The sequence below is a fragment of the Pseudomonadota bacterium genome, from assembly GCA_022361155.1.
Taxonomy (GTDB): domain Bacteria; phylum Myxococcota_A; class Polyangia; order Polyangiales; family JAKSBK01; genus JAKSBK01.
In genome coordinates this window covers 1-14,205 of the sequence record JAKSBK010000141.1, presented here as the reverse complement: position 1 = coordinate 14,205, position 14,205 = coordinate 1, and the positions used below count along the sequence as shown (strand labels likewise).

General features: G+C 64.3%; 15 protein-coding genes. 2 read left to right on the top strand and 13 right to left on the bottom strand.

Annotated features, from left to right (window positions below):
- Window positions 1-136 precede the first annotated feature (136 nt).
- The 5 genes from MJD61_04835 to MJD61_04815 all read right to left on the bottom strand — a co-directional run bounded on the left by MJD61_04835 (window position 137) and on the right by MJD61_04815 (window position 5,654).
- On the bottom strand, window positions 137-892 hold the full coding sequence (locus MJD61_04835) for a hypothetical protein (protein MCG8554602.1): 756 nt from the start codon (window positions 890-892) through the stop codon (window positions 137-139).
- A gap of 140 nt (window positions 893-1,032) precedes the next feature.
- Complete coding sequence (locus tag MJD61_04830; GenBank protein MCG8554601.1) at window positions 1,033-2,010, bottom strand: outer membrane beta-barrel domain-containing protein; 978 nt, start codon at window positions 2,008-2,010, stop codon at window positions 1,033-1,035.
- Between the two features lie 216 nt (window positions 2,011-2,226).
- A complete protein-coding gene (gene ftsY, locus MJD61_04825; protein MCG8554600.1) occupies window positions 2,227-3,474 on the bottom strand; it encodes a signal recognition particle-docking protein FtsY in 1,248 nt (415 codons plus the stop codon).
- 68 nt (window positions 3,475-3,542) lie between these two features.
- Window positions 3,543-5,216, bottom strand: a complete 1,674-nt coding sequence (locus MJD61_04820; GenBank protein ID MCG8554599.1) for a carboxypeptidase-like regulatory domain-containing protein — start codon at window positions 5,214-5,216, stop codon at window positions 3,543-3,545.
- 297 nt (window positions 5,217-5,513) lie between these two features.
- On the bottom strand, window positions 5,514-5,654 hold the full coding sequence (locus MJD61_04815) for a hypothetical protein (GenBank protein MCG8554598.1): 141 nt from the start codon (window positions 5,652-5,654) through the stop codon (window positions 5,514-5,516).
- A gap of 4 nt (window positions 5,655-5,658) precedes the next feature.
- Here MJD61_04815 and MJD61_04810 point away from each other — a divergent pair, with 4 nt between their 5' ends.
- On the top strand, window positions 5,659-6,459 hold the full coding sequence (locus MJD61_04810; GenBank protein MCG8554597.1) for a HEAT repeat domain-containing protein: 801 nt from the start codon (window positions 5,659-5,661) through the stop codon (window positions 6,457-6,459).
- Window positions 6,460-6,484: 25 nt separating this feature from the next.
- On the top strand, window positions 6,485-7,114 hold the full coding sequence (locus MJD61_04805; protein ID MCG8554596.1) for a HAMP domain-containing protein: 630 nt from the start codon (window positions 6,485-6,487) through the stop codon (window positions 7,112-7,114).
- Here MJD61_04805 and MJD61_04800 read toward each other — a convergent pair.
- From MJD61_04800 to MJD61_04765, 8 genes are all read right to left on the bottom strand, one after another.
- Window positions 7,111-7,482 carry a YraN family protein gene (locus tag MJD61_04800; GenBank protein ID MCG8554595.1) on the bottom strand — a complete coding sequence of 124 codons (372 nt, stop codon included), beginning with the start codon at window positions 7,480-7,482 and terminating at the stop codon, window positions 7,111-7,113. The two genes, MJD61_04805 and MJD61_04800, sit on opposite strands and share 4 nt — an antisense overlap.
- A gap of 11 nt (window positions 7,483-7,493) precedes the next feature.
- Window positions 7,494-7,916 (bottom strand): hypothetical protein, encoded by a 423-nt coding sequence (locus tag MJD61_04795; protein MCG8554594.1) that lies wholly within the window; start codon window positions 7,914-7,916, stop codon window positions 7,494-7,496.
- Between the two features lie 530 nt (window positions 7,917-8,446).
- Window positions 8,447-8,776, bottom strand: coding sequence for a 4a-hydroxytetrahydrobiopterin dehydratase (locus tag MJD61_04790; protein ID MCG8554593.1), 330 nt, complete (start codon window positions 8,774-8,776; stop codon window positions 8,447-8,449).
- 227 nt (window positions 8,777-9,003) lie between these two features.
- Entirely contained in the window at window positions 9,004-9,798 is a 795-nt protein-coding gene (locus MJD61_04785) for a phosphatase PAP2 family protein (GenBank protein ID MCG8554592.1), read from the bottom strand.
- Window positions 9,799-10,326: 528 nt separating this feature from the next.
- Window positions 10,327-11,535: a hypothetical protein gene (locus MJD61_04780; GenBank protein MCG8554591.1), complete on the bottom strand. Its 1,209-nt coding sequence runs from the start codon at window positions 11,533-11,535 to the stop codon at window positions 10,327-10,329.
- A gap of 210 nt (window positions 11,536-11,745) precedes the next feature.
- A complete protein-coding gene (locus tag MJD61_04775; GenBank protein MCG8554590.1) occupies window positions 11,746-13,389 on the bottom strand; it encodes an IS66 family transposase in 1,644 nt (547 codons plus the stop codon).
- 39 nt (window positions 13,390-13,428) lie between these two features.
- Complete coding sequence (gene tnpB, locus MJD61_04770) at window positions 13,429-13,809, bottom strand: IS66 family insertion sequence element accessory protein TnpB (protein MCG8554589.1); 381 nt, start codon at window positions 13,807-13,809, stop codon at window positions 13,429-13,431.
- A complete protein-coding gene (locus tag MJD61_04765) occupies window positions 13,806-14,171 on the bottom strand; it encodes a hypothetical protein (protein MCG8554588.1) in 366 nt (121 codons plus the stop codon). Before MJD61_04765 ends, tnpB begins: the two co-directional genes overlap by 4 nt.
- Window positions 14,172-14,205 lie beyond the last annotated feature (34 nt).

Genomic DNA, 14,205 nt, shown 5'->3' with positions numbered 1-14,205 from the left:
GGGGCTCGCTGGCAAGGCGGACCGACGAAGACTGCGGTTCATTTCGATGCTGTGCAGCGCATATTCGAGGAGGTCCCAACGCCGCCAGCGGGCGCCAGGGCTGGGGCCAAACGATCAGGATTCCTGTGGCGAGGTACTAGCTGTCCGGCATCCAGATCTTGACACTGCTGGGCAGCGAGAGCCCGAGCCCGACGCTTACCATGTGATTGAAATGGGAAAGACGGTCCCTCGCGTCGATGGCCCCGTCCGGGAAAGCGCCGAGCGCTCCAGCTTCGTCGGTGCCGGACGTGTTCCAGGCAAAGGGTAGGGCGCGCCACTCCAGCGTGAGCGAGACCGCACCGGAGAGGTACAGGGTCAGCCCAGCGGAAAAGGTCGGCGCGATGGTCGAGCGCGGGGTCCGGCCCGCGAGGATCTGACTCCTAACGCAGGTGCTCAGACTGACGAAGTCCGTCCCGCAGGCTGCGAACTGAGCGGCCGTGGCTTCGCCACGTTCTTCCACGCCCACAAAGGCCACGCCGGCGCCGAGGTAGAAGTCTGTATCGATGAACACTTTCTCGAATAGCCCCATCTTGCCCCGCAGGGGAATAAACAGGGCCTGGGCTACACCCACCCACTTGATGCGTCCCACCTGTTGTGGGAAGACACTTGGGTCCGGCAGGCTGAGCACGTTGCGTTCGTGGGGCTGGCCCTTTATCTGCACCTCGGTTGTCAAATACGTGTCAAGAGACGCTACGCCGTACCCTCCCCAGACTCCGATGCCAAGCCAGTCGCTCAGGTGGTAGCTCGCCGAACCGCCGGCCAGAACGGTGCGGCTGAACTGGTCTTGCAGGGTGATCCCGGCGAGCGGTTGGAACTGCACGCGGCCCTGCCGATACAATCGCAGCCCCATCACGGAGGGGGCTCCGGCAAGAGGCCCCGAGATTTGAACATCTTGGGCGGCGCCTGGCGACGGAGAGTGGGCCGCGAAGGCTGTGAGCATCGCGACGGGTAAAAGCGGACGCTTGATGATCCTGATCACGTTATGCACCCACGCTACTTTGGCTTGGTGTACTCGAAGGTGAACGGGAAGAAGAGCGTGAGCCCGAGATGGATTGCAACGTTGTTTGTCAGCGTGTTGGTCTGATCGATCCATGTATCGGGGTTCGGCCGGCCCGGTCCCAGCGCCACGCTCAGGTTTTCTAGTCGCTCCAGATAGATGTAGTCACGGAGCTCCGCGAAGAAGGTCAGGTATCGGGTGACGAAGACCCGTATGCCTACGCCCACGTTGAACGATACGCGCCAGTCGAAAGAGAAGTTGCGGATGGCTGGATCGACGACCGCGACGGGCCTTGTCCGCATCATCCCCACGCCGCCGATCAGATACGAATCGTACTGGAACAGGTACTCGTTGAACATCGAGAACTTGCCGTATATCGGGACGTACGTGAAGTTGAGATGGGCGCCTAGCTGGTATTCGGTGATAGGGACTGCCAGGCGGGTGGAACGCCGGATGGAGAAGTTCAGCAGCGATTCGTTCTCGAACCCCTGATACCAGAGCAGATTAGCGCCGACCGCCAGCACGTTGGTGATCCACAAGTTCAGGGCGGCGGCTAGCGAGTTGTGGGACATGTACTGATCGTTGACGGTGAACGCTATCGAAGGCGCCAGCTCCAGCCGCCCGTTGCGCAGCGCGTAGATCTGCTGCACCGCATACACCTCTTCGACGACCTCGGCGTGGTGCTCGCGTGCTTCTTCGGCGCCCTCTTCCTCGCCCTCACCCTCGGCGATGATTTCCGACAGCACGTCGCCGGCGGGTTCTGCCCTTCTGGGTTTCTTTGCGGCTTCGCGCTTCTTCTTGGGCTTCTCCGCTCTGCGCTCTTCCTGCTCGGCCTCGACGTCTTCCAGATCGAAAGACATGTCTTGTGCAAGCGCGCCGTCAGGCACACCCCATGCGATGCAGGCGGCGCACCCGGCGCCCAGGATCGTGCTGTAGTGCCGTGCAGCCACAGGCTGTTCAAGAACTCGCTTCATGCTTGCTCCGCGCGAGGGCTCTGGCATTGCTGGCGAGCAGCGGGGCCCCACTGCTGCAACTCCATGAAATTACGAGATAAAGGGCATAGAAACGAAAGCGAGCCGACTATATCATGCACGCAGCTACGCGAGCAACGCCTCCCCGGTCGCAAGCAACGCGTACCGGGTGCCTCCGCGCTGTCTGCTCTCGGGCGTCCGAGCTCATGGTTGGTGGTACTAGGCGGCAATGCACTCGCTGTCCGGTTTGGCAAAAAGCACTTCGGCGAACTGTCCGGCCTCGAACTCGCGCAGATCCTCGACGCCCTCGCCAAGCCCGATGTAGCGAACCGGCACGCTGTGCTCGTCCGCGATCCCGAGGATCACTCCGCCCTTGGCGGTGCCGTCGAGCTTGGTAAGCACGATGCCGCTGATATCGAGCGCTTGCCTGAATGTGTGTGCCTGTTGAATGGCGTTCTGCCCGGTCGTGGAGTCAAGCACCAAGAGCACCTCGTCGGGCGGTCGGCCGCCGAGCGCCTTCATCGCGGTCCGATGCACCTTCTTGAGCTCATCCATCAAAGGTACTTTGGTATGCAGTCGGCCCGCGGTATCGGCGATGACAATGTCGAAGTCCTCGCGCGCTGCCCGGTTGATCGCTTCGAACACCACCGAGCCGGGATCCGCGCGTTCCTTGCCCTTGACAACGGGGCAACCCACTCTGCGCCCCCAAACCTCCAGCTGCAAGACCGCTGCTGCCCGAAACGTGTCCGCCGCGGCTAGCAGCACCCGCTTGCCCTGCTCCTGGAACTTGCTCGCCAGCTTGCCGATCGTGGTCGTCTTGCCTGCCCCGTTGACCCCAACCACGACGATTACAGCCGGCCGCTCGCTGCCAAGTGCTCTGGGACCAGCGCCGTTCGAGGAAAGCAGCGCCCTTGCCTCATCTTTCAGCGCAAGCCAGATCTGCTCTTCGCTGGAGAGCTCACCCGCCTCGGCCCGTTCGCGCAGCTTATCGAGCAGTTTCGCTGTGGTTTTGGTGCCGACGTCCGCGCTGATCAGTACCTCCTCGACCGCATCCAGCAGCGCGGGCTCGATCCGATAGTTGCCGGTGAACAGCTTGGCGAGGCGCGAGATCAGACCGGACCTGGTGGTCGAGAGCCCTTTCTTGAGGGCAAGTCGTTGCTGCTCGTCGCTCGCGCGACGTTCAGGCGTTTCGCTCTCCTGCGGGCCCGGCGGGCCCGGCTCCCCATCCGGTGTGGCGGGTGTTGCAGCGCGATCCGCTTGCAGCGCCGGTTCGGCTCCCGGTGTCGTCGCCCCCGGTTGCTCGCTCGGCTTTGCCGCGTCGCCTGCTTTTGTTTCAGCGAGCGGTTGCGTTCCTGCGTCTCGAGATGTGCGAGGCGGAGGCAGGACCTTGCGCTTGGAAGCGAGCAGCACGCCGATGCCGACGGCTAGCAGGAGCGCGAGGACGACCAGGGGCAGTGCCAAGTCCATACTTGATCAATCCGATGCAATCGATCCCATGCAGTGCGGGTCAGACTATAGATGCCCCCCTGCCTCAGTCAATGATGCGGAGCTCGGGTGGCGAGGAATCGGGTTGCGTGCTGTTCAATCCTCGCGATCAGCTCGCGGCTCGGGGGCAGCTCTGCGTAGGCCGCCACCTCGACCATGCGTGTGAGTTCCTCCAGGTCGCTGTCCAGCCAGTCGCGGGCACGCGCTGCCTCGAGCACCTCCCGTGGCGTGCGGTGGTTCCATAGCGAGGCCGAGCTCAGAACAAGGCAAGCCACACGACGAAACGGTTGCAGTGCACGCTGACGCAGACTCTCCAGGGTGACTCGGAGCTGGGCAAGCTCGCCCCGGTGGGGAATCACGAGCGTGGCCCGAGTCGGAGCGAAGCCCGGCGCTTCCGCATTCAGCTGCCAGATTCCAGCGAGAAGTCGTTCGACGTGGAAGCGACCGGTCTCGTTGCAGCGTACTTCGACAGGATCCACCTTTGTGATCTGCGTTGGCGTATCGGTCGAGGCGGCGCTCGCTGCTCCCTCGTAAGTCAAGCCTATACAGGCTCCACTCACAGGCGCTGGCGCCACAAGTTCCTGAACCACGCCCGCTATCGAGTACTGGTTCGCTCGACGCAGCGTGCCTCGTGGACCGTATCCTACACCCGCCTCCTCGTTCGACGGCAGTCGCTTGCTTCGTGCGGGGTCGCGGAGCTCCTTGCGTGCCATGAGCAGCCAGGCTGCCCCTGCTACGGCCGCGACCAGGGCGAGCCAAAGAGGGTCCTTGGGGTGTGGGGACGCGCGCACCCGTAGCTGCCAGGGCTCTGATCGCGCAGAGGCCAGCCATGGCACGTCGCTCTCGAATCTGGCTGTGATCTGAAACCGTCCGACCCGATCGGTTGCCAGCGCGAGCTTGGTGCGAAATCCGCCTCGTGCATCCGTTGACAGTGTAGCGAGCCGGAACGAGTCGTCTTCAAACAACTCCACCGTCATGCCGGGCAGCCCCGAGCCGCCGCTGCTCAGAAGGCCGCTAGCGCCGATCGTTTCGCCCGCGAGCGCGCTCGTGCCCGCGCCGCGAAGCGTGAGTCGGACCGGGGCGGTCTTCACCACCGCCATCGACGCTCGAGCTCCCTGGCGTCGGCCATCATCGCGGGTACGAAGGGTAAGAGTCGTCCTACCTGCGCCACCCAGCAAGCGCGTGGGTACGCGCAGGACCGCCACGCCCGCCGAAGTCGCTCGTGCCTTGGCAAGCTCGGTCCCGCGCTGGTCGAGCAGCCGGACTTCAACCCCTGCAGGGTCGAGTTCGGACAGGACCCGAACCCGAACCCGCTGCTCTGCGCGTACCAGATCCACCCTAACTGGCTCGTGCGGGGGCACGAGTCGCACGGGGACACGTTTTGGGTCGAAGAGCAGCTCACCGCCGCAGGGTTCGTACAATCGGTCTCCCCCGAAACTGAGACGAGCGCGAAAGCGACCAGCGAGCGATCGCAGCTTGAATCGGACCTTGCCCTCGGGGTCGGTTGGTTGCTCGAGGTTGCGCTTGCGTCCGACCGCGCCCGGCCCGAGCACGGCCCCTTCTATGCGGCGCGCAACCAGCGGCAGGCCGTTGCTGTCGGTGAGTCGAGCGGTGATGGTGGCGCCGTTGGTCGCGACCCGTGCGACTTCGATGCTCAGGCGGCAGCGGGCCTTGACGCGAACCATCGGCTGCGCGCCCACAGGGTGCGGGCTCGCGGGGGCCATCAGCAGGCCCGTAGCCCAAACGAGCTCGAGCCAGCCCCGAGCACGCGAGTCGCGACCGGCACCTGTATTACGGCTAGGGATTCCGAGCATCCTCGGGCTCTCGGTCCGATCTTGAAGACACTCCCAGTCCCCTATACTCAACCGGTCGGTCCCGCCGTACTTGCATACATGAGTTGCGGCCAATTCTGTTGTCAACACAACTACGCCGCCACACTGCCCGGCCTGGGTGTTGTTGCGCTTGCAGGGTACGATACCAGGTGAAGACGGTGGCTGGCACAAGTGCAGACCCACAGTTGGCTAGAGCTCGAGCCGTTGCTGGCGCCCGAAGTGGCGTGCGGCATAGCCCGCAGCGGTTGGTTGGGCCAGAGGCCGGTGGCTGATGCGTGCTTGCCGTCCAGTGAGCGTGGTGTCGTTCTGCACGGCGTTGTGTGCGGCCATCGGCATGACGGTATCGGTGGGGCTTGCCGATCCGCGCAGCGAGTATCTCATCCGGCTCTTGCGTTCGTCAGGCCAGTTTCGTGTTCGAGCCCAGGCCGCGGTGGCACTGGGAAGGGGATCCTCGGATGAGGCCGTTTTGCGAGCACTGGAGGGCGCGCTCGCGGACCGGCACCCAGCGGTTCGTGCTGCGGCGGCCAGCGCGCTGGGCGTGCACGGTGGTCCGCTGGCGTTGGCTTCGTTGCGGCGAGCTCGTGGCGATCGAGAGGCAGCAGTGCGTAAAGCGGTAGATTCGGCCCTGGCCCGCATGCGCAGCGCCGACGGGCGCCAAGCCGCTTCGTCCCCTCGCGGCGGGGCGCCGGGCTCGGAGGGGCCGCCTGCGTCATTGCATGGCGGCGGTCGCTACTACGTAGGGGTAGGCATGCCCGGCAGTCGCGTTGCCTCGGTGGACCGATCGACCTTGCTGCACGCGCGCTCGTTCCTCGAGCGGGCCCTGCACAAAATGGAGGGCGTGGTGGTCGCTCCCGAGCATGAGAGCCGGCGAGCAGCCAAGAGGGTCATCGAGCGAAAGGCGCTCAGGGGGTACTATCTGGACAGCTCCGTCGTGAGTCTCGAGCGCCGCCGTGCCGGATCGGTGCGGGCAGTCGTATCGATCGTCGTCAACACCTACCCGGAGCGCAACATGAAAGCTGTCCTGCGCGGTGCTGCCACTGTCCACGGGTCTTCCGACGGCGGCAAGGCGATCGAGGGTGCCTACCGGGGAGCCTTGCGCAGGTTGCCGCAAGCGCTCGCATCGGCTCAACACTAGAACGCACCAGGACTCGGAGTCGAGGATGCCAGACACGCAAACGGTGGGCGACGTTGTGAAGGTCTCCGAGGAGCGAGCGGCCCGACGCAGGCTGCGCAACTTCATTCTGGACGCGCGTTTCCAGCTGAAATACACGGGCATGGTGATGCTCGTGACGGTCGCCGTGGCGGCTGTACTGGGGTTGCTCGCCTACGAGTACTCCACGGGGCAGACCGAGCTCATGACCATCATGCAGTTGCAGCAGCAAGGCGAGGTCGGCCCGGAGCTTGCCGCTTTCTTGGAGCAGGAGGCGCGGCGCGCAGACAGCCTCGTGTTGCTGGCCATCGTTGCCGGCATAGCCGTGCTTTCGTTGGCTGTTGGTGTTACCGGGATTGTGATCACACATCGCGTGGTCGGGCCGGCGCACCGTATCTCCCGGCTGCTACGCCAGGTGCGCGACGGTCGCTTGGACACCGAGCCGCCCGGCTTGCGCAGGGGAGACGAGCTTCGCAACCTGTTCCAGGCGTTCGAGGAGATGGCGGAGAGCCTGCGCGCGCGCGAGGCGGGTAATTTGCGCCGAATCGATTCCTTGATCGCGGAGCTGCGGGCCCAAGGGGGCGATCCAGAGATCATCGAGACCCTGCGTCAAATCCGCCAGAACCTGGGTATGAGCTAGAACGCATTCTCATAGTACTGCACGCGCCCCTCTGGCACGTCGAAGACCACGGCCGCGGCGTCAAACCGAACTCGAACCGGTCCGAGACTCGCGACTGCCAACCAGCGTGCCGTCGCCTGTCGGATGCGGCTCTGCTTGCGCGAGTCGATGGTTTCTGCTGGATGGACCCAGCGGGCGTCTCGTCGAGCCCTGACTTCACACACGATCAGAGTCCGACCGCGCCGTGCGATAATGTCGAGCTCGAGGCGCCCCACCCGGACGTTGCGGCCGACAATCAGGTATCCTTGCGCTTCCAAGCCCCTTGCGACGAGCTCCTCCGCGCGACAACCCAGTTCGGTGCGGCCGGGGGCCGAGCCGCGTCCCGGCACCTTGGTCTCTCCTAGCCCGCCTTCTTGACGCAGTAATGGCCTTGGATGCCCGGACCACCTAACTCGAGGGTTTGACGACACGTGTAGTCGCCCGGACACTTGCAGGTGGCAAAGCGCGGATCGCTAGACCTGCAGCGGCAGCTGCAATAGACCCTCTTTGCCACTTCTTCAGCGGGTGGTCCCCCTTGGCCTGGGGGCAGTGTGGGGTCTCCGCTGAGCTTATAGACGATGCAGACTCGCGTCTGGCACTGAACAGAGCTTGTCTCGATGTAGGTTTCGTTGTCGCTGAAACCGCCTGCCGGCACCTTCTCAGGCAAGCACGGATCGCCTACCCCTGGGGTGGCGCAGCCGGTAACGCCTCCCCACACCGACGCCAGCAATCCGCCCGCCAAGGTCAGCGCTGTCGCTACATGCTTTCTCAGTCCGAAGTGCATTACTCCTTACCGCAGCGCACATTTTCAAAGCGCGCCCTACCGCAGCGCACATTTCCACGCCCCGGAGCGCGCCTTTCCGAAGCGCATTGGCCTCCACAGCGTGCCTGCAAGACATGGGCAAGCTAAGCTGCCCGCCTACACGGTGTCAAGATCGACCGTGACGTGGCAGCCCACTTTGACATTGCCCTGGTACCGCTTGCCAGGGATCATGATGGATTCCCGCCGGCTCTGACGGCCGCTGGCGGTGTTGCACCTCCTCGAATATGCGCTGCACAGCATCGAAATGAACCGCAGTCATCGTCGGTGCGCCTTGCCAGCGACCGACAGCCCTCGACGCCAATCGATCACAACCCCTGGCAAGCGGTACCAGTACCACGAATCATAAGTTCGTTCCGGGTTCCGGAGCCGGCCCCAGGGCTGGCGAGGGCCGGCTCCGAAACCCGAAGCGGCCACCAGTCTATCCGTGGACTGCTTTGTCGATTCGGGCACAACGGTCCGGAAACTCGGATCGAGTTTTCCGGACCGTTGTACTAGCCCTGGACTTCGTCGAACTTGGCGGCGAGAATGAAGTCGCTCTCGGTGAGACCGTTGATCTTGTGGGTCCAGATCTCGGTTCGTACCTTGCCCCAGGCGAGGTAGATGTCCGGATGGTGTCCCTGCTCCTCGGCGATGGCTCCGATACGGTTCACGTACGCGAGCGCGCCGGCAAAGTCGGCGAACTGGTATTCCTTCTGCAGATGATGCTCGCCGACGACTTGCCAGCCCTCGTCGAGCTGCCTGGCAAGGTCGGTGAGCTCCTGGCCCTTGAGCGGCGGCACACCGCCCCGGCACGGTACACAGGTTTTGCTCGCTAGTTGCATGCTCTTACCTCTCTTGGCCCGGCGGAGGGGCCGAGACGATGTTGGTGGCAAGAGTTATAGATTCCTCGCTTCTCGACAAGACGCTCCTCAACGTTGGAGGACGGCGGGCTCAGGAGACAGGGGACCGAGGCCGATGACAGCGATCGCGATCCCGACTCCGTGCCAAGTTCCGGCCCAGGACCGGACCCTGCGCCCCTTGACAGGCGACGGCAGCTGATCCCGGGACTTCAGAAGCGGCCGGTGACCCGGAGCTGTGGGGCAGCCGCTGGCAGTACCAAGATTCGTGCTTTGCGGCGCCGGTCACTACTGCCGAAATAGGTATCGTAGTGCAGGAGGGGCACGAGCAGGCCGAACGCGCTGCCGAGTGCTGCGCCGGCCATGACGTCGCTGAGATAGTGTCGATCGGCGGCAAGGCGCAGGTAGCCGGCGATGCCGGCAGCGCTCAGGCTGCTCGCCCAGATGAGCGGCGCCTGCTCGGGATGCTCGCGGCCGAGCAAGCTGGCGTTCGAGACCGCAACGGCAAAGCTCCAGCTGGTGTCGCCGCTCGGGAAAGAGGCGTTGTCGTTGCGACCGCGCGAAGCACGCGTGGCAAAGCGCGCGTAGGGGCGCTGGCGCCCCACCGCTGCCTTGATGAGCCCCGTCGCCAACGCTGTGAAGCCGGCGGCCTCGGCCACGAGGGCTGCTTGGTGACCGTACGGGTGCTCGGACCCGAGCGGCGCCATGAACAAGCCCCCAAGCACCACGCTCAACGTCCAGCCAGAGCTGACACGCTCCGCCGTGGTGATCGAGCCCCAGCGCAAGGCGTCGCGCAAGGCATCGTCTGGACCCCAGCCGCCACGCCATCGTGGGCGCGAGGGGACGAGCATCGACTCGAAAACCTGCGCTCCCGCAAGCCCGGCCCCGAAGCTCGACCAGGCCAAGATCAGCTCGCCGCTTCCAAGCCCGGCGGCACGAGACGGTTCGAGTCCAAGGTCTCGCCCGGCCTGAGCCGCAAGCGGACAGCTTCCCAGGGTGAGCAGCATACACACCAGCGCGAGCGCCGCGGTCGTTCCGGCGGAACGAACTGCTAGCTTCTCGAAGGCATCAGCGCTTCGATCTTTCCGCCATCCGCGGCCGGAGGGCGGATCCCGATGGTCCGATGCGGCGCCCCCACGTGGTGGCAAGCTCCTAGGGTCCGAAACACAGGGTGCCGGCGCTGTCCTCGAAGGGCATCGCATCACGTAGATAAAGCGCCCAGACCTCGGAAGCTGCTTGCCTCCGAATCGGTGCCTCGAGCCGCCGAGGCCCGGCTCCCAACACAAGACGTCGAGCGCCTGCGAACCCTGCAAGAGAGTCAGCGAGCCGTCGGAGCCTATCCCTGTCCCTTGCCTATGTACCACGTTATGCCCTTCCCTACGGGCATGCAGATGCGCAGCGTAACCGGCGCCAGAGACCGTCACCTTCAAGCTCGAGCCGCTACGTGGAACAGGTGCCGCTCCGTTGTCGAGTTCCATCGTGGCTCGGGCGGCTCGGGGTAGCCCTGCACGCATGGTTTCGCTGCGGCTCCTTGCTCATTCGAGCTTTTCGAGCTCCCCGAGCACGTGCGCGGTGAAGCTCACAAGGCGCCACACTGCCTCGGGGTCTCGCGCTTTCGCCCCAAGCCCTCGGCGATCGGTGTGTGAGAGTGCCGTGGTGACAAGCGCTTCTTGGAGCGCTGCTGCCGGTACTTCTCGTTTCAGCCACTGTGTTTCCACGGCGGGAATGACCGGATCGTCTGCGCCGTGCAACAGGAACGTGGCCGCCGGCAGGCCGGACAGCTTGCCGCTTGGTGACAACGCGCGCAGGGCTGCCTGGTTGCGCTGAACGCCGTCCATAAGCAGCCGACCCGCTCTCACGGGATCTCCCAGCATGACGCTCAGAACCTGCTGCCCCTGCGGGCTCAGGCTGCTTCCGATCGCATTGGCCTCGTTGCGCATGCCGCGCAGTGCCGCAGCGAGAGCCCGCTGCGCCCGAGCCTGCTCCTCGGCTTCGAAGAATTGCTCGGCATAGGCGTGGAACATGGTCAGCAGGCCGAAGCGCTTTGGTGGGCCTCGGTGAACCTCGCCAGCGGGTGATCGGGTCGTCTCTCCAGCGTAGTGCGCTGCCAACCTCAGGAGATCGTGGTGCGCGCCGAGCGTTACCACCACGCCGATCGCTCGGCCCATGTCCGGATCGGCAGCCGCCAGCAGCGCCAAGCCACCCCCAAAGCTGATCCCCATGACACCAACCTGCGAGCGACCGAGCTCGCGTGCCAGCTGACTGGCACTGGCCCCGATCGCCCCCACGGTAGTCGGACGGATCCGATGCCTCGTCAGCTCCACCAGCTCGGGTGTCTGAACCACTACGCCCGCGGCGCTCATCGCGCGAGCGAAACGACAAAACGTCACTTCCTCGATGCCCTGCGCGTGGACCCCATGGATGAGCACGAGCCCTGGCAGACCCCGCCCCTCCTCTGGCGAGTAGAGGCGAACGCGCGACACCCCCCAAGCCTCCAGCCCCGAAGTCATTCGGGTGTTGACCGGCCGCAACACCCAGTCTGCCAGCCCCTCGCCGTTGTCCATGCCGAGCGCTTGCTTCAATAGCGCTCCCGCGCGCGCGTGCCGAGCCACAACAGGCCCGAGCAGCAGGCCCGCCAGCGCCAGGATCAACGCCAAGAAAGCCGAACGCCTGAGCCAACCACGCACCTCGACCATGTGGCCGTGTGACCCGAAGAGCTTCGAGCGGTCCGTGATGCCTTTCATGCCCTTGCGTTTGCCCTTGCCCGGCAACGTGACTGCCGAGGCGCCCGGCGCAGCCTTCTAACGGGTCGTCTCGATCTCGACGTCGATCAAGCTTATCAAAGTAAGCATCCCGTGGGGTGCATCTGGTTGGCTCGGCTGACCTCGTGTAGTTGAAGGGGTATGGGCTGCACACCCCGTTCGGATTGGAGCCGTGGGCCGAGTTTTGGTGCTCTACTTTGCACGCTGCTCGATAAGCGCTCGCCAGCGATGGGGGAGCAGCTCGTCGAGCCGTCGATGTGGCCAGGATTCGAGCCGGGGGAGGATGTCGGCGATGTAGCTGCCGGGGTCGACGCCGGCGGCCTCGGCGCTGGAGACCAGGGACAAGATTCCGGCGAGGCGTTCGGCGCCACCCTGGGAGCCGGCAAAGAACCACGACTTCCTCCCGGAAGCCACACGGCGAAGCCGGCGTTCAGCGGATCCGTTATCGATCTCGAGCCGACCATCGTGCGTAAAGGGGACCAAGAGCTTGTCCCATTGGTTGAGCAGATAGGTGACGCCGGTCTTCATGGGCTTTGCGAGCGGCAGCGGTTGAAGCTCTCTTGCGCGCGCTTTGAGTTGTTGCAGGATGGGGAGGCTGTCTTGCTTGCGCAGCTCGAGCCTCTGTCCGGCCGTCAAGCCTTGCGCGCGTGCTTCGGTTTCGACTCGGTACAGGGCCTGAAAGCGCTCCACGAAGAAGATGGCAGCCGGGTCTTTGGCCTCGAGCGCCTGCACGAACGGCCGCCGCGCGTGCATGCAGCACCCTGCGAGCAGCTTGTGCACGGCATCGCCACGGTTGGGGTCTGCGATGCGTTCGTAGCCTCGATAGGCATCCCCCTGCAGCACTGCGGGACAGCCTTGCAGGAACTGCTCTGGGTATTTCGCTTCCCAGGTCGGCGCATACGAATAGAAGACCAACTCCTGGGTCTTTTTCAGGTCTCCGCCTGGGTCGTATTTGCGGGCGACGAAGACCCAGATGTGGCCCCCCAGGATGCCCGGATCGAGGGTGGGGTCGCGAACGCGCAAGCCGGTATCGTCGAGGTTGATGGTGTCCGCGCCAAGCACAGCCTTGTGAATCGCTCCGATCACGGGCTCAAGAAGCTGGTGCGCGAAACCCTCCCAGCGGTTGAGGGTTTGAATCGGAATGTCCAGGCCGCTGCGGGCGAAGATCTTATGCGTTCGGTTGAGCGGCAGCCCATCCACACCCTTATGGACGGTAAGCGCAGCCAGGATCTGGGGACCTGGCAGCGCGCGGTCGATCAATCGCTCTGCCGGCTGCGGTGCGAGCGTGATCTCTGCTTCGCATGCGCGGCATACGACCTTCTCACGCAAGTATTCGATGACATCGATCTTGGGCGGGGTGTACTCGATGACGAGGCTACGCTCATGGCCCAGCGTGCATCGCGCTTGACCGCACTGAGGGCAAGGTCGCTCTTCGGCCGGGACGAGTATCTCGTGACGCTGTGTGGGTTTGAGGTCACGGCGCTTGGACCTGCGCTTCTTCTTTTTGTTTTCACGCTGCGGCTCGGCCGCTTTTTCTGGACCTTGCTCGGCGTGCTGCTCAGCCATCGCGCCCAGTACGCGAGCAAACAAGCTGAGCTGATTCGGGGAGACCTTTTCGCTGCGCCGGCCGAACAGTTGCTTGCGTAGTTGTTCGATCTCAACGGCTTGGTTTTCGATCACCGCTTCGGCTTGTTGCAGTACGCCGAAGACCACATCGAGAAGCGCGCTGCGGTCCTTGCGGCTTGCCAACTCCTCGAGCACGTCCCGCATCCGCACCAGATCCATGCTCTGGTGCTTCGTGCCCTTGGTTGCCTTGGCGGTGCTCGTCGCAGCCACAAGCACTCGTGTACGTCAACCTGGATCACAGTGCAAGCATCATTTCAGCGTGTCTTTGACAATTTCAAGATGGCGGACTGAAACAGGTTTTGTGCGTCTACTGTGGACGCGCGAAATGTCAATATCGTCCAGAAAACTCATCAGAGTGGATGCATCCAACTCCCAACAGAAACAACCGTCCTTCATCCGCGGCCTTCTGAAACGCCCACCGTCAAGTCGCTTGGCCAGGATGCATACGCCGTGTGGATCACGGAAAAGAACGCGCACCTGGTTGGCACGCTTGTTGAGAAACACAAAGAGCCCACCTTGCGTAGGGTCCTTGTGCAGCGCGCTCAGCGCCAGTGCAGACAAACCATCGAAGCTGCGTCGAAGATCGGCCGGCGCAACAGCGAAGTACACCTTCGTGCCTGAGGGGATCATGGGCTCGCCTCTTCCAATACCGCGCGTAGTGTCCGGGCCAACGCTGTGCTGCCCTGCTGCAACGGAACCACAACCACGACCGCCTTGGCACCCGGCTCCGCCGAGGACGCTGGCGGGCCTTGTCGCAAAGACGCGTCCAGCGCCCTGTCCTCGCTCGGCGTCGAGACCACGACAAAACCGTGCCCACCCGGCAGCCCTGCGTCGGACCTCTCGGCTCGCCCGCCCTTTGCCTTACGACCCAGCTGCCTCACCCAGTACCGCAGCACGTGTGTTTCAAGCCGCTCCCGGCGGCAGAACTCCGCCCTCGAAAGCCCGCTGCTCTGCCAACTCCGAGCCAGCGACAGTCCAGCCGCCCGGCTCATCCGCGGCTTCCTCTGAGATTCCTTCGCTCCATTG